This is a genomic window from Pseudoalteromonas sp. APC 3358, assembly GCF_030408075.1.
Classification (GTDB): Bacteria; Pseudomonadota; Gammaproteobacteria; order Enterobacterales; family Alteromonadaceae; genus Pseudoalteromonas; species Pseudoalteromonas arctica.
Genome location: NZ_JASDCE010000007.1, coordinates 1 through 15,960, shown reverse-complemented (window position 1 = coordinate 15,960; position 15,960 = coordinate 1). Strand labels below are relative to the sequence as shown.

13 protein-coding genes and 1 pseudogene are annotated in these 15,960 nt (G+C 43.2%); 7 read left to right on the top strand and 7 right to left on the bottom strand.

Annotated elements, in window-relative coordinates:
* Positions 1-111 precede the first annotated feature (111 nt).
* From QL995_RS12110 to QL995_RS12085, 6 genes are read right to left on the bottom strand one after another with little or no spacing between them, the layout of a single operon-like run.
* Positions 112-1,008, bottom strand: coding sequence for a hydroxymethylglutaryl-CoA lyase (locus tag QL995_RS12110; protein WP_197103346.1), 897 nt, complete (start codon positions 1,006-1,008; stop codon positions 112-114).
* Entirely contained in the window at positions 1,008-3,011 is a 2,004-nt protein-coding gene (locus QL995_RS12105) for an acetyl/propionyl/methylcrotonyl-CoA carboxylase subunit alpha (RefSeq protein WP_290294260.1), read from the bottom strand. The genes QL995_RS12110 and QL995_RS12105 overlap by 1 nt, the downstream gene beginning before the upstream one ends.
* An 8-nt stretch (positions 3,012-3,019) precedes the next feature.
* Positions 3,020-3,790 carry an enoyl-CoA hydratase/isomerase family protein gene (locus QL995_RS12100; RefSeq protein ID WP_165721566.1) on the bottom strand — a complete coding sequence of 257 codons (771 nt, stop codon included), beginning with the start codon at positions 3,788-3,790 and terminating at the stop codon, positions 3,020-3,022.
* Positions 3,791-3,802: 12 nt separating this feature from the next.
* On the bottom strand, positions 3,803-5,410 hold the full coding sequence (locus QL995_RS12095; RefSeq protein ID WP_024590170.1) for a carboxyl transferase domain-containing protein: 1,608 nt from the start codon (positions 5,408-5,410) through the stop codon (positions 3,803-3,805).
* A 10-nt stretch (positions 5,411-5,420) separates the two neighbouring features.
* Positions 5,421-6,596 carry an isovaleryl-CoA dehydrogenase gene (locus QL995_RS12090; protein ID WP_290294259.1) on the bottom strand — a complete coding sequence of 392 codons (1,176 nt, stop codon included), beginning with the start codon at positions 6,594-6,596 and terminating at the stop codon, positions 5,421-5,423.
* A 55-nt stretch (positions 6,597-6,651) separates the two neighbouring features.
* Entirely contained in the window at positions 6,652-7,086 is a 435-nt protein-coding gene (locus QL995_RS12085; protein ID WP_007580242.1) for a MerR family DNA-binding transcriptional regulator, read from the bottom strand.
* Between the two features lie 330 nt (positions 7,087-7,416).
* Between QL995_RS12085 and QL995_RS12080 the strand changes: the two genes are divergently transcribed.
* From QL995_RS12080 to QL995_RS12050, 7 genes are all read left to right on the top strand, one after another.
* Positions 7,417-8,598, top strand: a complete 1,182-nt coding sequence (locus QL995_RS12080; RefSeq protein ID WP_024590172.1) for an acetyl-CoA C-acyltransferase — start codon at positions 7,417-7,419, stop codon at positions 8,596-8,598.
* 125 nt (positions 8,599-8,723) lie between these two features.
* On the top strand, positions 8,724-10,214 hold the full coding sequence (locus QL995_RS12075) for a CoA-acylating methylmalonate-semialdehyde dehydrogenase (RefSeq protein ID WP_290294257.1): 1,491 nt from the start codon (positions 8,724-8,726) through the stop codon (positions 10,212-10,214).
* A 169-nt stretch (positions 10,215-10,383) separates the two neighbouring features.
* A complete protein-coding gene (locus QL995_RS12070) occupies positions 10,384-11,541 on the top strand; it encodes an acyl-CoA dehydrogenase family protein (protein ID WP_197236705.1) in 1,158 nt (385 codons plus the stop codon).
* A gap of 10 nt (positions 11,542-11,551) precedes the next feature.
* Positions 11,552-12,343 (top strand): enoyl-CoA hydratase, encoded by a 792-nt coding sequence (locus tag QL995_RS12065; protein ID WP_290294256.1) that lies wholly within the window; start codon positions 11,552-11,554, stop codon positions 12,341-12,343.
* Positions 12,343-13,494 (top strand): enoyl-CoA hydratase/isomerase family protein, encoded by a 1,152-nt coding sequence (locus QL995_RS12060; protein ID WP_290294255.1) that lies wholly within the window; start codon positions 12,343-12,345, stop codon positions 13,492-13,494. The genes QL995_RS12065 and QL995_RS12060 overlap by 1 nt, the downstream gene beginning before the upstream one ends.
* A 10-nt stretch (positions 13,495-13,504) precedes the next feature.
* Positions 13,505-14,404: a 3-hydroxyisobutyrate dehydrogenase gene (mmsB, locus tag QL995_RS12055; protein WP_290294254.1), complete on the top strand. Its 900-nt coding sequence runs from the start codon at positions 13,505-13,507 to the stop codon at positions 14,402-14,404.
* A 9-nt stretch (positions 14,405-14,413) separates the two neighbouring features.
* Complete coding sequence (locus QL995_RS12050; protein ID WP_149592399.1) at positions 14,414-15,184, top strand: SDR family oxidoreductase; 771 nt, start codon at positions 14,414-14,416, stop codon at positions 15,182-15,184.
* A gap of 126 nt (positions 15,185-15,310) precedes the next feature.
* Here QL995_RS12050 and QL995_RS21715 read toward each other — a convergent pair.
* Positions 15,311-15,593: pseudogene (locus QL995_RS21715) on the bottom strand (phage integrase N-terminal SAM-like domain-containing protein); the annotation flags it as partial.
* Positions 15,594-15,960: the final 367 nt, after the last annotated feature.

The following is a 15,960-nucleotide window of genomic DNA, read 5'->3' as shown; positions in this document are numbered from 1 at the left end:
AGTGAAAACAAGGCGAATTTACGCGTCAATAGCTGGCCTATTGCAAGTAAATTCAACGCAGTTAGTGCTGAAAATAGCTGCTCGAGATAGATTTATTATCCAGAGCTCAGGTTATTTTGTGTGTAGTGCCACAGATACTTTGCTCACAGGTTGCTTACCAAGTGCTTTGGTTATCTCCCAGCCAGCGTCACTTAACCTTTGTAAATCAATTCCGTGTTCAATGCCAAGCCCTTGCAGCAAGTAAACTACATCTTCGGTGGCAACATTTCCTGACGCACCCTTAGCATAAGGACAGCCACCAAGGCCTGCAACTGCCGCGTCAACCGTTGCTATACCTAGGCTTAAGGCTGCGTAAATATTTGTAAGCGCTTGACCGTAAGTATCATGAAAATGCACGGCCAACTTGGCTTTATCAATGTGCGTTAAAAGTAACTCGATTAATTGCGTTACTTTTTTAGCGGTGCCAACACCAATGGTATCGCCAAGGCTTACTTCGTAACATCCTAAATCTATTAGCTTTTGCGATACATTAAGTACTGCTTGCGGGTTAATTTCACCCTCATAAGGGCAACCTAGCACACAGCTTACATAACCACGTACGCGGATATTATTCGCTTTAGCAAACGCCATTACTTCGCTAAAGCGTTCAATACTCTCATCTATTGAGCAGTTTATGTTTTTTTGACAAAACGACTCACTTGCAGCGGTAAATATAGCAAACTCTTTAATGCCGGCAGCGTGCGCTGCATGTGCACCTTTTAAGTTAGGTGTAAGGGCGCTTAAATTTACATCGGGTAAATTAAGGGCTGATATTACATCCGCTGAGTCTGCCATTTGCGGCACCCATTTAGGGGAGACAAACGCGCCTGCTTCAATATCTTTTAAACCTGCAGCACTTAGGGCGTTAATAAGTGCTACTTTATCGGCTGTGCTTACTGTTTTTTCGTTTTGTAGGCCGTCTCGCGCGCCAACTTCAACAATACGTACTTTACTTGGAAAGGCACTCATTATGCACCTTCCTCTGTTGTATCTTCTACTATAGCAAGCAGAGCACCATGCGTTACCAATTCACCTTCACCAAAACAATAGCTTTTTAAAATGCCGTCATGCGGTGCGTTAAGCGTGTATTCCATTTTCATGGCTTCAATAATAACAACCGCATCACCTTTGGTAATTGTGCTACCAATGTCGATTAAGTGCTTAACTACCGTGCCATTGAGCGGGGCGGCAAGTGGCAGTGCTTCACTTTCGTGCGAACTAATATAATGTTTATCAACTAGTTCAAGCCTAGTTTGCAGTGCTTTATTCATCACCGTCACACTATTGCCAACAGTATTATTACCTACCGTAGTTACGTGCGCGCTATGTTTTTCGCCATTAATAAATACACTGCAAAGACCATTATTTAATGTGCCTTGTAGGTTAAATACGTGCTCGTTATGCGTAATACTATAGCCCGCTGACGTTTTTATAGCGCTTAGCTGTAAATCGGCAAAAGGGATTTTAATTGCTTGCGGAGCATTGAGTGTAAAACCGCTGAGCTGTTGCCACGGACTTGCGCTGTTTGGCGCATTTTGGGTGTTAGTTAACGATTCTAAATATGCAAAAGCACCAATAAGTTGGCTTGCTTGCAATAACGGTTTATTAACCGCAACTAACGAGTCACCTTGCTCTGCAATAAAGTGCGTACTTGGCGCACCTTGTTCAAAGGTAGGGTGGCTTGCTAAGTTATGTAAAAAGCCAATGTTAGTGCTAAAACCCGCTAAATGAAATTGCTCAAGGGCATGTTGTAAACGGCTCAAGGCTTGTTCGCGATTGTCGTCGTGCACAATAAGTTTTGCAATCATCGGATCGTAAAACGGGCTGATTTCGTCGCCTTGTGCAATGCCTGTATCAATGCGTACAAATTCGCTGTTAAGTGGTGTATGTAGCGCTTCAATAGTGCCCGAGCACGGGATGAAGTCGTTAGCTGGATCTTCTGCGTATATACGCGCTTCAAAGCTATGACCCTGCAATTGAATATCACTTTGTGTCAGTGGCAGTGTTTGCCCACCCGCAATATTAATTTGCCAATTGACTAAATCTACACCGGTTACCATTTCGGTCACTGGGTGTTCTACTTGAAGGCGCGTATTCATTTCCATAAAGAAAAATTCATCGCCACACAGTAAAAACTCAACCGTACCTGCGCCTCTATAATTTATAGCCAGTGCACAACGCACAGCTGCTTCGCCCATTTCTTTGCGTAGTGCGTCAGATAAACCCGGAGCAGGGGCTTCTTCAATTACTTTTTGATGACGACGTTGTAAAGAACAATCACGATCGCCTAAATAAACACAGTTACCGTAGTTATCTGCAAATACTTGCACTTCTACATGGCGAGGTTGGTTTACATAGCGCTCTAATAACACTAAGTCGTTACCAAAACCGGCAATCGCTTCACGTTGCGCACCTTGTAGTGCGCTCATAAAGTCTTTTGCTTTTTGTACAACGCGCATGCCTTTACCACCGCCGCCAAAGGCAGCTTTAATTAGTACAGGGTAGCCAATTTTTTCAGCTTCACTTTGTAAAAAAACAGGGTCTTGTTTATCGCCGTAATAACCAGGTACTAATGGCACATTAGCAGCTGCCATTATTTCTTTAGCGCGGATTTTAGACCCCATTGCTTCAATGCTACTTGCTGGTGGCCCTATAAAAGCAATGTTATTAGCTTCGCAGGCTTTAGCAAATTCGCTGTTCTCAGATAAAAAACCATAGCCTGGGTGAATACAATCAGCGCCGCAGTCTTTGGCAACTTGTAAAATTTTGTCTGCTACTAAATACGAATCTTTACTTGGCGCAGCACCAATATGGTAAGCCTCATCAGCCATTTTTACGTGCCCGGCATGTTTGTCTGCATCAGAATAAACCGCGACCGTGGTTAAGCCCATTTGTTTTGCGCTACGCATTACTCGGCACGCAATTTCTCCACGATTGGCAATCAGTATTTTTTGTAATCGTTGTGTGTTCATAATCAATCCTACAGTTGCCAAGCGGGTGGGCGTTTATCAAAAAAAGCAGTTAGCCCTTCTTGGCCTTCCTCAGATACGCGAATTTTTGCAATACGCTCTGCGGTAAGCTCAATGAGTTCATCGGTTATTGGTTTATTTGCTACATCGTTAATTAATGCTTTTGCTGCTTTTACTGCAACAGGTCCGTTATCAATCAGTGTTTGCAGCATATTATCGAGCGCACAGTCTAAATTACCGGTTACTTGATGAATTAAACCAAGTTGCTTAGCAGTATGTGCATCAAACACTTCAGCCGTTAAAAAGTATCTGCGAGCAGCGCGCTCACCAATGGCTTTAATGACGTATGGGCTAATAACAGCCGGAATAAGACCCAGCTTTACTTCGCTTAAACAAAATTGCGCATCGTCTTTACTAAGGGCTATGTCGCAACAAGCTATTAAGCCCAGAGCACCACCAAAAGCAGCACCTTGCACAGCGCAAATTGTAGGATGGGGCGAGCTTGCCAATACCTGCATTAATTTAGCTAATTGCATTGAATCGGCTAGATTATCTGCGTAGTTGTTATCCGCCATCGATTTCATCCAGGCTAAATCGGCACCGGCTGAAAAGTGTTTACCCTCTGTTTTTAAAACCAGGGCACGAATATCAAGCGTATTTGCATGTTCAATACACTGAATCAGCTCGTGTATTACTTCACTGTTAAATGCGTTTCTTTTTTCTGGGCGGCTTAACACAAGTACAGCCACATTAGATTTTGTTATTTGTAGTGTTACTGACATTTTGCGCTCCGGTTACATTCTAAATACGCCAAATTTCGAATCACGTTTTGGTGCGTTATTCGCAGCTGTTAACGCAAGCCCTAATACATTACGCGTGTCAGCAGGGTCTATAATACCGTCATCCCACAAGCGTGCGCTGGCGTAATACGGATGACCTTGCTCTTCGTACTGGTCAATAATTGGCTTTTTAAAGTCGCTGATTTCTTGCTCGCTCATGCTTTGACCTTTGCGTGCTAAACCATCTTGTTTAACTTGGGCCATTACACCCGCTGCTTGCTCGCCGCCCATGACCGAAATACGGGCATTAGGCCACATCCACATCATGGTTGGTTCAAATGCACGGCCACACATTCCGTAGTTACCTGCGCCGTAAGAGCCGCCAATAAGTACTGTAAATTTAGGCACATCAGCACACGAAACCGCCATCACCATTTTAGCGCCGTGCTTTGCAATGCCTTCGGCTTCGTATTTTTTACCCACCATAAAGCCGGTAATATTTTGTAAAAACACTAAAGGAATATTGCGCTGAGCACACAGCTGAATAAAGTGTGCGCCTTTTTGCGCCGACTCACTAAATAAAATACCGTTATTAGCCACTATGCCAACGGGGTTGCCATAAATGCTGGCAAAACCGGTGACTAACGTTTCACCAAAATAGCGTTTAAATTCATCAAATGATGAGTCATCTACAGTGCGGGCTATTACTTCGCGTACATCAAACGGCTTTTTAAGGTCGGTGCCTACAATGCCGTAAAGCTCGTTAATATCGTAACGCGGTGGTTTTACATCCTCTAGAAGAGGGGCGGTCGGACGTGTGAAGTTAATACGTTCTATACATTGGCGCGCAATAGAAAGCGCATGAGCATCGTTTTCAGCGTAGTGATCGGCAACACCCGACACTTTACAGTGCACATCGGCGCCGCCTAGTTCTTCGGCTGTTACTTCTTCGCCTGTTGCTGCTTTTACAAGCGGCGGACCTGCTAAAAATATAGTGCCTTGATCTTTTACAATAATGCTTTCATCGGCCATAGCAGGTACGTACGCACCACCTGCGGTACATAACCCCATTACCACGGCAATTTGTGGAATACCTTTACCCGACATACGGGCTTGATTGTAAAAAATACGACCAAAATGCAACTTGTCCGGAAATACATCGTCTTGCTCAGGCAAGTTAGCACCGCCCGAATCAACAAGATAAATACACGGTAAGTGGCAGCGCTCTGCGATGTCTTGTGCGCGTAAATGCTTTTTAACGGTAAGCGGAAAATACGTACCGCCTTTAACCGTGGCATCGTTTGCAATAATCATGCATTCAATGCCTTTAACACGGCCTATACCGGCTACAACACCGGCGCACGGTATTGCTTGTTCGTACACACCAAAGGCAGCAAATTGCGATATTTCTAAAAACGGTGAGCCTTCGTCAATTAACGTACTTATACGGTCGCGTACAAATAATTTACCACGGCCTTCGTGGCGCTCCTTTAATGCAGCGCCTCCGCCTTGGCTAATTGTTGCTACTTTACTGCGTAAATCATCCACCAGCGCCGACATGTTTTTATGGTTTTGAACAAACGTTGGATCGTGAGGGTTAACGCTCGATTTTAAAATCGTCATGGTTTAATCCTTAACGGCTTTCAGTGAAAAGTTCGCGACCAATAAGCATACGGCGTATTTCTGATGTACCTGCACCAATTTCGTATAATTTAGCATCACGAAGCAGGCGACCCGTTGCGTATTCGTTTATGTAGCCATTGCCACCTAAAATTTGAATCGCATCAAGCGCCATTTTAGTCGCAAGCTCTGCTGCATATAAAATGGCACCTGCTGCATCTTTACGGGTTGTTTCACCACGGTCACAAGAGCGAGCTACCGTATATACATATGAGCGCGCAGCATTCATTTGTGTATACATGTCGGCTACTTTGCCCTGAATTAACTGAAATTGACCAATAGGGGTGTCAAACTGTTTACGCTCGTGAATATACGGTACCACTATGTCCATACACGCTTGCATTATGCCAAGCGGGCCTGCTGCAAGTACTACGCGTTCGTAATCAAGGCCACTCATAAGTACTTTAACGCCTTCGTTTAAGTTACCTAAAATGTTTTCCTCTGGCACTTCGCAGTTTTCAAATACCAGCTCACAGGTGTTTGAGCCACGCATACCCAGTTTGTCTAGCTTTTGCGCCGTAGAAAAACCAGGAAAGTTGCTCTCAACAATAAACGCGGTAATACCTTTAGCGCCGGCGTTTAAATCTGTTTTAGCGTAAATAACGAGTGTGTGTGCGTCGGGGCCATTGGTGATCCACATTTTGTTGCCGTTTAAAATGTACTTATCGCCTTTTTTCTCGGCTTTAAGTTTCATCGATACAACGTCAGAGCCCGCATTAGGCTCGCTCATTGCAAGGGCACCAATATGCTCGCCACTAATAAGCTTTGATAAGTATTTTTCTTTTTGAGCTTGTGTGCCGTTACGGTTAATTTGATTAACACACAGGTTAGAATGTGCTCCATAGCTTAAACCTATAGAGGCACTGGCACGGCTAATTTCTTCCATAGCAATAACATGTTCTAAGTAACCTAAACCGGCGCCGCCAAGTTCTTCAGATACGGTCATACCCAGTACGCCCATTTCGCCCATTTGAGTCCAAAGTTGATTTGGAAAAGCGTTATCTAAGTCCGTTTTTTCAGCAAGCGGGGCAATCTCCTGACTCGCAAAACTGTTTACGTGGTCGCGGATCATATCGGCGGTTTCGCCAAGGCCAAAGTTCATTTCTTTATATAGTGAAATAGTGCTCATGATTCATTCCTGTGTGACGTGTGTGTTGTCAGTGTGTTGTTATTTTAAAATAAACTTACTCGTCTATTTTATTAAGCGTGTCTCTGCAGCGGCGCTCGGCCGTCACCAACTCCATAAGAACAACTTTAATGTCGTCCATTTGTTGAGATAGGTCAGACTTTTTATCGGCTATTAAATCAAGCATGGTAACCAGCTGCTTAGCACTCGACTTATCAGCGTCGTACAGTTCAAACAAACGGCCTGTTTCAGCAAGCGTAAAGCCCAATCGTTTACCACGTAATATTAGTTTTAAACGCACTTTGTCGCGTTTTGAATAAATACGTGTTTGACCATTACGCTCTGGGGTTATTAACCCTTGATCTTCGTAAAAGCGAATAGAGCGGGTAGTAATGTCAAATTCTTTAGCGAGTTCGCTAATGCTAAATGTTTGTTCATTACTAGCCGGCATTTTGGCTGAGCTTGCAAAGTTTGTTTGATTATCTGGTTTCATAATTGTATTTACCTCATTCGAATAACCCCAATATAAGTGAAGTTTACGTAAAGGTAAAGCTTGGTGTGTTTTGAAACTATTTATAAAGGAGTGTTGGCGCGAAGAGTTGACTTATTTTATTAATTTTCAGTAGGTTAATTTTATTTCCTCAGTGTGCCCTAACAGCTGGAAAATAATGCTTACACTTATAAAACTAAAAATTAAGCTGTTTTTAGTTGACGTTGGCGTAAACGTTAGTATTGTGTGTAGGTATTAAATAATAAATAAATACTAAATTAATAGAGCAAATATACTAACAATTATTTGCATTAAATTACAACGGAGTTAGTTATGACTTTAGAATCAGTGGTAATTGTAGCAGCAAAACGCACCCCAATGGGTGGTTTTATGGGAGCGTTAAGTGATGCGCAGTCTACTGAGCTTGGCGCTACCGCCATTGCCAGTGCACTTGCACAAACTGGTTTAGCTAATGATGCAATAGACGAAGTAATTATGGGCTGTGTATTACCAGCAGGGCTTGGGCAAGCGCCCGCACGCCAAGCAATGTTAAAAGCAGGCCTTGCACTTAGCACTGGCGCTACAACAATTAACAAAGTATGTGGCTCTGGTTTAAAAGCCGCCATGCTTGCAAACGATTTAATTAAAGCAGGCTCTATCCAATCTGCCATTGCCGGTGGCATGGAAAGCATGACAAACGCACCGTACTTTATTCCAAAAGCACGTGGCGGTATGCGCATGGGTCACGGCGAAATAAAAGATCACATGATGAGCGATGGCCTTGAAGATGCTTACGATAACAAAGCAATGGGTTGTTTTGCACAAGACACCGCCGACGAATACGGCATTGGTCGCGAGCAAATGGATGCATTTGCATTAGGCTCATTAAGTAAAGCAAAAGCAGCAATACAAAATGGCAGTTTTGATAACGAAGTTGCCCCGCATACGATGCAAACACGCAAAGGCGATGTAACAGTTTCGATTGACGAGCAACCAGGTAACGCCCGCCCAGAAAAAATTCCAAGTCTGCGTGCAGCCTTTAAAAAAGACGGCACTATTACAGCCGCTAATTCATCGTCAATTTCAGACGGTGGCGCGGCGCTTATATTAATGAGCGAATCAAAAGCAAAAGAGCAAGGCTTAACACCGCTTTGTAAAATTGTGGCGCACAGCACGCATTCTCAAAAACCAAGTGAATTTACAGTAGCACCAGTAGGTGCAATAAGCAGCGTGCTTGAAAAAGCGGGTTGGGCTGTAAACGATGTTGACCTTTGGGAAATTAACGAAGCATTTGCCATGGTAACCATGCTTGCTATTAACGAGTTAAAACTTGATGAAAGCAAAGTAAACGTTAACGGCGGTGCATGTGCATTGGGTCACCCAATTGGTGCAAGCGGCGCGCGTATTTTAGTAACGCTTATTCATGCCCTTAAAAACCGAGGCCTTAAAAAAGGCATTGCGTCTTTATGTATTGGTGGCGGTGAAGCGGTTGCTATGGCCGTAGAAGCGTATTAACTAGGTATTTAATAGTTATAAGAAAGCTGTACGAATAACTATAAAAGCGCTGCACTAATAATACTAACAAAGCGGCGCTACCAATTTTAAAAGAGAACACACAACTCACACACTAGGATTTAATCATGCACCAAGTACCACTACTTATTAATGGCGAATTTATTCAATCAGCATCAAAAGAGCTTATCGATGTTATAAACCCAGCAACTCAAGAAGTACTTGCACAAGTGCCATGTACCACAGAACCAGAAATGGACGCGGCAATTGCCTCAGCCTCTGAGACGTTTAAAACATGGAAAGACGTACCCATTACTGAACGTGCTCGTATTATGATGAAGTACGCTGCGCTATTAAAAGAACACCATGATGAGCTTGCTACCATTATTTGCCATGAATTGGGTAAAACGTTTGAAGATGCAAAAGGCGATGTTTGGCGCGGTATTGAAGTAGTAGAACAAGCCGCTAACGCACCATCATTAATGATGGGTGAAACAATGGAAAACGTAGCGCGTAAAATCGATACGTATTCTTACATGCAGCCACTTGGCGTATGTGCCGGCGTTACTCCGTTTAACTTCCCTGCAATGATCCCACTTTGGATGTTCCCGCTGGCTATTGTGTGTGGTAACACCTTCATTTTAAAACCGTCTGAGCAAGATCCACTTACACCAATGCGCTTAGCAGAGCTATTTATTGAAGCCGGCGCACCAAAAGGCGTATTACAAGTTGTTCACGGTACAAAACCACAAGTAGACCGCCTATTAGAAGATAAAGCAGTGCGCGCTATTTCGTTTGTTGGCTCGTGTGGTGTAGGTGCTTATATTTATTCTAAAGGCACACAAAATCTTAAACGTGTGCAAGCGTGTGTTGGCGCTAAAAACCACATGGTTATTATGCCTGATGCAAGTAAATCGCACGTTGTAAACAACCTAGTAGGCGCATCTGTCGGTGCTGCTGGCCAGCGTTGTATGGGTATTTCGGTTGCTGTGTTTGTAGGCCAAGCAAGTCAGTGGGTAGATGAAATAAAAGCAGGCTTTGAAAATGTACGCCCAGGCGTGTGGGATGATGCAAATGCAGCATACGGTCCACAAACATCAAAAGCAGCAAAAGCACGTATTTTATCACTCATTGCCGGTGGTAAAGAGCAAGGCGCTACTTGTTTAATTGATGGTTCTGACTTTACGGTTGAAGGCTTTGAGCAAGGTAACTGGGTTGGCCCAACGTTATTTACCGATGTTACAAAAGAGATGGATTTATACAAAGAAGAAATATTCGGCCCAGTACTGGCGTGTATGTTTGTAGACACGCTTGATGAAGCAATCGCACTTATTAACGACAGCCCTTACGGTAACGGCACCTCATTATTTACGTCAAGCGGCGCAGTGGCTCGTAAATTCCAACACGAAATTGAAGTAGGCCAAGTAGGTATTAATGTGCCAATTCCGGTGCCACTTCCGTTCTTTTCGTTCACAGGTTGGAAAGGCTCGTTTTATGGCGATACTCACACGTACGGTAAACAAGGCATTCGTTTTTACACAGAAACTAAAACGATTACCTCACGTTGGTTTGAAGACGACATTGCGTCGGGTCCAAATATGAGCATTAACTTAAAATAATCGTAATTAAAAAATGAGTAAATAAAAGAATAATTAATAATAAAGATGGGCGCGAAGGCTACTTCACACACAACACACATAAGCCTTCGCCGCTCGTCACGAACTACTCCCGTGACGGGAAACACTAACAACACAACTAACATAACTTACACAATTAAAGAGGTCTAACATGGACTTTAACTTATCTGAAGATCAACAAGCCTTTGCTCAAACAGCACGTCAATTTGCCGAGTCAGAACTTGCGCCCCATGCAGCAAAATGGGACCGCGAACATATTTTTCCTAAAGACACGATTAAAGCTGCAGGCGAGCTTGGTTTTTGTGGTTTATACACGCCAGAGGAAGCAGGCGGCCTTGGTTTATCTCGTTTAGATTCGAGTATTATTTTTGAACAACTTGCTATGGGTTGTACCGCAACAACGGCCATGTTAACCATTCATAATATGGCTACCTGGATGGTAGCAAGTTTTGGTACCGATGCCGTTAAAGACAAATACGTAGAGCAATTAGTAATGGGCGAGTTACTTGCCTCTTACTGTTTAACAGAGCCAGGCTCTGGTTCAGACGCCGCATCACTTAAAACAAAAGCCGTACTTGAAGGTGATGAGTACGTTATTAACGGCTCAAAAATGTTTATATCGGGCGCGGGCGAAACCGAAGTATTAGTTGTAATGGCACGTACAGGCGGCGAAGGCGCTGCGGGTATTTCGGCATTTGTAGTGCCTGCCGACGCAAAAGGCGTTGAATACGGCAAAGCTGAGGAAAAAATGGGTTGGAACGCACAACCAACACGCCTAATTAGCTTTGAAGATGTACGCATTCCTGCGCATAACTTATTAGGCGCAGAGGGCGAAGGCTTTAAATTTGCGATGCAAGGCCTTGATGGCGGCCGAATTAACATTGCCACATGTTCAATTGGTACAGCGCAAGCGGCGCTTAATACAGCCCGTGAATATTTAAAAGAACGTACACAATTTGGTAAACCATTGGCTGCGTTTCAAGCATTGCAATTTAAAATTGCCGATATGAACACCGAGCTTGTAGCTGCGCGCCAAATGGTTAGGCTTGCTGCATTTAAACTTGATAATAACGACGTTGAAAAAACCACTTACTGCGCCATGGCTAAACGCTTTGCTACTGATGTTGGCTTTACCGTGTGTAACGACGCACTGCAAATTCATGGTGGTTACGGTTACATAAAAGAATACCCGCTTGAGCGCCATGTACGTGACGTACGCGTTCATCAAATTTTAGAAGGCACTAACGAAATTATGCGTGTAATTATTGCGCGCCGAATTTTAGCGCAGTCAGCAAACGACGTTTTATAAGGAGCAATGTATGTCAGAATCTAAATCTAATCCGAGTATTGAACTAACAACCGAAGGTCATGTTGCTATTTTAACGATGTCTAACCCCCCAGCAAATACCTGGACAAAAGACACCCTAGTTGATTTAAAAAATACCGTTAATGCGCTTAATAATAATAAAAATGTTTATGCATTAGTACTGACTGGTGAAGGCGAGAAGTTTTTTAGCGCAGGTGCCGACCTAAACGTATTTGCTGGTGGCGATAAAGGCGTAGCCGCCGATATGTCGCGTGTATTTGGTGAAGCATTTGAAGCGCTTACTAATTTTAGAGGCGTGTCGGTTGCAGCCATAAACGGCTATGCAATGGGCGGCGGGCTAGAAGTCGCCCTTGCGTGCGATATACGTATTGCGGAAGAGCAAGCACAAATGGCGCTCCCTGAAGCTAAAGTTGGCTTATTACCGTGTGCGGGTGGCACACAAAATTTAGCATGGCTAGTTGGCGAAGGCTGGGCAAAACGCATTATTTTATGCGGCGAGCGCTTAAAAGCTGATAAAGCCCTGCAAATTGGCTTAGTTGAAGAAGTAGTACCACAGGGTGAAAGCTTTGCGGCAGCATTAAAACTGGCCAACCAAGTGGCCGATCAAAGCCCCACCTCAGTTGCAGCATGTAAAACATTGATTCAAAAAGGGCGCCATCAACCAATGGCAAGTGTATTGCCTCTTGAGCGCGAGTTATTTGTTGGTTTATTTGATACCGAAGATCAACAAGAAGGCGTAAATGCCTTTTTAGAAAAACGCCGCGCTAACTGGGTAAATGGCTAATGAGTGCTTTAACATTATTAAATAGCGCCGATGGGCCCGTGGTATTTGAAACCGCAACCGCAGAAAATGGCAGTTTAATTGGGCTTATTACACTCAATGCTCCAAAAGCCTTAAATGCACTTAATTTTGAGATGATCAAGTTACTTGAACCGCAATTGCGAGCTTGGCAAGACGATGATGCTATTGCTATGGTCTTGTTAAAAGGCGCAGGCGATAAAGCATTTTGCGCCGGTGGCGATGTTGTAAGCCTTCATCATGCAATGGCGCAAGGTAAACCAACAAGCTTAGTTGAAGAGTTTTTTACGCTTGAGTACAAGCTTGATTACCTTATTCATACCTTTGATAAACCTATCCTCGTTTGGGGTAACGGCATAGTAATGGGCGGCGGTTTAGGGCTAATGGCCGGTGCTAGCCACCGCGTTGTAACTGAAACATCACGCATTGCCATGCCAGAGCAAACCATAGGTTTATACCCTGATGTAGGCGGCAGTTACTTTTTACATAAAATGCCACAAAGTGTGGGGCTATTTTTAGGGCTAACGTCGGCATCAATTAACTGCGACGACGCGCGTTTTGTATCGCTTGCCGATCACTTTATCGACAGCACTAAATATGATGCCATGCTTGCGCAAATTTTAGCAGCTAAATGGGGCAAAACCGCAAGCTTAAATCATGAGCGTTTAACCGATTTACTCACCGGTTTAGACAACCAGTCGGCGCGTATGCCAAAAGGCAATGTAAAAGCTAATCTCAAAACGATTCAAAAGCTGGGTGAGTTTACAACTTTGCAGGAGCAGGTAGATTATATTTTAGGGCTAACCACTGACGATAAGTGGCTACAACGAGCTCAAAAATCACTTAAACACGGATGCCCACTAAGTTGCGCACTTGTAAGTGAACAATTAAAAACAAGCAAAGGCAAAAGCTTATTAGCGTGTTTTAAAATGGAGCTGGGTATGTCTGTTCGCGCTGGCGAAGTAGGTGAGTTTCAAGAAGGTGTAAGGGCGCTATTAATAGATAAAGACGGCGCGCCTAATTGGCAATACAAAACACTTAGTGATGTACCACAAACAATAATAGACAGCTTTTTTGTTAACCGCTTTGGCGAAAACCACTCACTCAATGGCTTAGACACGCCAATACACAAATAAAGGAAAGACGATGACTAAACTCAATATCGGTTTTATCGGCTTAGGCAATATGGGCGGCCCAATGGCGGCTAACTTAATTAAAGCTGGACATACTGTGAGTGTGTTCGATTTAAACCAGTCGGTCGTAAATGAACTTGCAAGCAAAGGCGCAAAAGCCGCAGTTGATGCAAAGCAGTGCGCAACCAATGCTGACGTACTTATTAGTATGTTACCTGCAGGCAAGCATGTTAAATCGCTGTATTTAGGAAATAACGACGACAGCGGTTTAATTAACGTGCTGAGCAAAAATACATTAGTAATTGATTGCTCAACAATAGATGCAGAATCAGCACGCACTGTAGGCAGTGCACTTGGCAAACAAGGCATAAGCTTTGTAGATGCACCGGTATCGGGCGGTGTTGCAGGCGCAACCGCAGGCACACTTACTTTTATTGTAGGCGGCGAGAAAACCGCGTTCGATAAAGCACATACAGTGCTGAGTGATATGGGTAAAAACATATTTCATGCAGGCGATATTGGTGCAGGGCAAGTAGCAAAAATATGTAATAACATGTTACTCAGTATTTTAATGGCAGGCACCAGCGAAGCACTGCAAATGGGTATTAACAACGGCCTCGATCCTAAAGTACTTAGCGACATAATGACAGCAAGTTCGGGCCGTAACTGGACGCTTGAACTTTACAACCCTTGCCCTGGTGTAATGGATACAGCCCCTGCTAGTAACGATTATAAACCAGGCTTTATGGTCGATTTAATGGCTAAAGATTTAGGCCTTGCCATGGAAGCCGCGCAGCAAAGTAATTCATCAACCCCTATGGGTTCAATGGCTAAAAATTTATACACTATGCTACAGCACCAAGGTGCGGGTAGTGATGACTTTAGTGCCATTTTTAAACTGTTTTCTAAGTAGGAGCAACGCGTGGAAATTAAAAATAACACGGTAGTGATAACCGGTGGCGCGCAAGGTTTAGGCTTTGCAATGGCGCAAAAGTTTGCACTTATGGGTGCAAACATTGCATTAATAGATATGGCACAAGACTTATTAAACAACGCATGCGAGCAATTGACACAGCTTGAAGGTGTAACCAGCAATATTAAAGGTTATGCAGCAAACGTAACAAATGAGAGCGAAGTAGAAAACGTATTTAATACCATTAACAGCGATTTTGGCCACATTGGTGTGCTTATAAATAACGCCGGTATTTTACGCGACGGCATGTTTATAAAGGCTAAAGACGGCAAGGTGGTAAAAAAAATGTCTCTTGAGCAATTTCAATCAGTGATTGATGTAAACCTGACCGGTGTGTTTTTAGCAGGGCGGGAAGCTGCAAGCCACATGATTGAATCAGGCAAAGGCGGCGTTATAGTTAATATGTCGAGCGTAGCGCGCGCAGGTAACATAGGCCAAACAAACTACGCAGCATCAAAAGCAGGCGTAGTGGCACTTACCACTACATGGGCTAAAGAACTAGGTCGTTTTGGTATACGTGTAGGCGCTATTGCACCAGGTGTAATAAGCACCGCCATGACCGACGCCATGAAGCCCGAAGCCAAACAGCGTATGCTAGCAGTAACACCGGTAGGGCGTTTAGGTGAAAGCGACGAAATTGCCCATACTGCACAATACATTATCGAAAACGACTTTTTTACCGGCCGTGTGGTAGAAATAGACGGCGGTATTCGTTTGTAAAACAAGCGGGATTAAGATTGATTTAAAAAGCATGGCGCTTGTAGGCTGTGCTTTTTTGTTTTAAATCGGGGAGTTTATAATCTTGAAAAAGGGCTGACAATGGCGTTGGCATTTTGTTGTGAAATTAGTTGCTCGTTTGCTTTTAATAAAACCTAATGAGAGTGGCTTATTAATCACTTCTTTAAATAAAAAGCTCAACGCATTTAAGGCTTGTGTTTGAGTGTTAGGAGCAGCATTTTGTTGGTTGAATAAACGAGTTTAAAAAAGCTAAAAAAAGTTCGACCTCATTATCTCCCATCGTTGTTGGGTGCCTCATAGAGTTAAATCGAATAAACGAAGCTATCCAGTATAAGTACGCTTTAATAGTACTTTTAGCATAACGCTTTAGATACATTTGTTCGGCTATCATAGTTAAAAAGGTGATTTCATGATATGAATCTCTAGTAAAAGTTAACTGTATATATAGACAGTGCTTGTTGTTTTGTCCAATATTACTGATCTCCACCATTTCGGTGTATTTGTGCATTGATTAAAAATAATTTCCAGTTAACTAATTGTTTACAGGTGTTTATTTGATGGTTAAGATAAATGCACTGTAATATATGGACATTTGTCGGTTTATAAAACGACAAATGTCGTAGACAAAATTGTTAGTATGCAGGGAGGCACTTTTGAAATTATCAATATCTCTTTTACTATTACTATTTAGCTTCAATACTATTTCTAAAGATCTATCAATTGAACTGCTCAACCTAATTAAAGAAGAGTCATTTTTA

Excerpts from the sequence above, each read along its gene's own strand:
- QL995_RS12110 (WP_197103346.1), bottom strand. The coding sequence starts at position 1,008 with ATGAGTGCCTTTCCAAGTAAAGTACGTATTGTTGAAGTTGGCGCGCGA.
- QL995_RS12105 (WP_290294260.1), bottom strand. The coding sequence starts at position 3,011 with ATGAACACACAACGATTACAAAAAATACTGATTGCCAATCGTGGAGAA.
- QL995_RS12100 (WP_165721566.1), bottom strand. The coding sequence starts at position 3,790 with ATGTCAGTAACACTACAAATAACAAAATCTAATGTGGCTGTACTTGTG.
- QL995_RS12095 (WP_024590170.1), bottom strand. The coding sequence starts at position 5,410 with ATGACGATTTTAAAATCGAGCGTTAACCCTCACGATCCAACGTTTGTT.
- QL995_RS12090 (WP_290294259.1), bottom strand. The coding sequence starts at position 6,596 with ATGAGCACTATTTCACTATATAAAGAAATGAACTTTGGCCTTGGCGAA.
- QL995_RS12085 (WP_007580242.1), bottom strand. The coding sequence starts at position 7,086 with ATGAAACCAGATAATCAAACAAACTTTGCAAGCTCAGCCAAAATGCCG.
- QL995_RS12080 (WP_024590172.1), top strand. The coding sequence starts at position 7,417 with ATGACTTTAGAATCAGTGGTAATTGTAGCAGCAAAACGCACCCCAATG.
- QL995_RS12075 (WP_290294257.1), top strand. The coding sequence starts at position 8,724 with ATGCACCAAGTACCACTACTTATTAATGGCGAATTTATTCAATCAGCA.
- QL995_RS12070 (WP_197236705.1), top strand. The coding sequence starts at position 10,384 with ATGGACTTTAACTTATCTGAAGATCAACAAGCCTTTGCTCAAACAGCA.
- QL995_RS12065 (WP_290294256.1), top strand. The coding sequence starts at position 11,552 with ATGTCAGAATCTAAATCTAATCCGAGTATTGAACTAACAACCGAAGGT.
- QL995_RS12060 (WP_290294255.1), top strand. The coding sequence starts at position 12,343 with ATGAGTGCTTTAACATTATTAAATAGCGCCGATGGGCCCGTGGTATTT.
- mmsB (WP_290294254.1), top strand. The coding sequence starts at position 13,505 with ATGACTAAACTCAATATCGGTTTTATCGGCTTAGGCAATATGGGCGGC.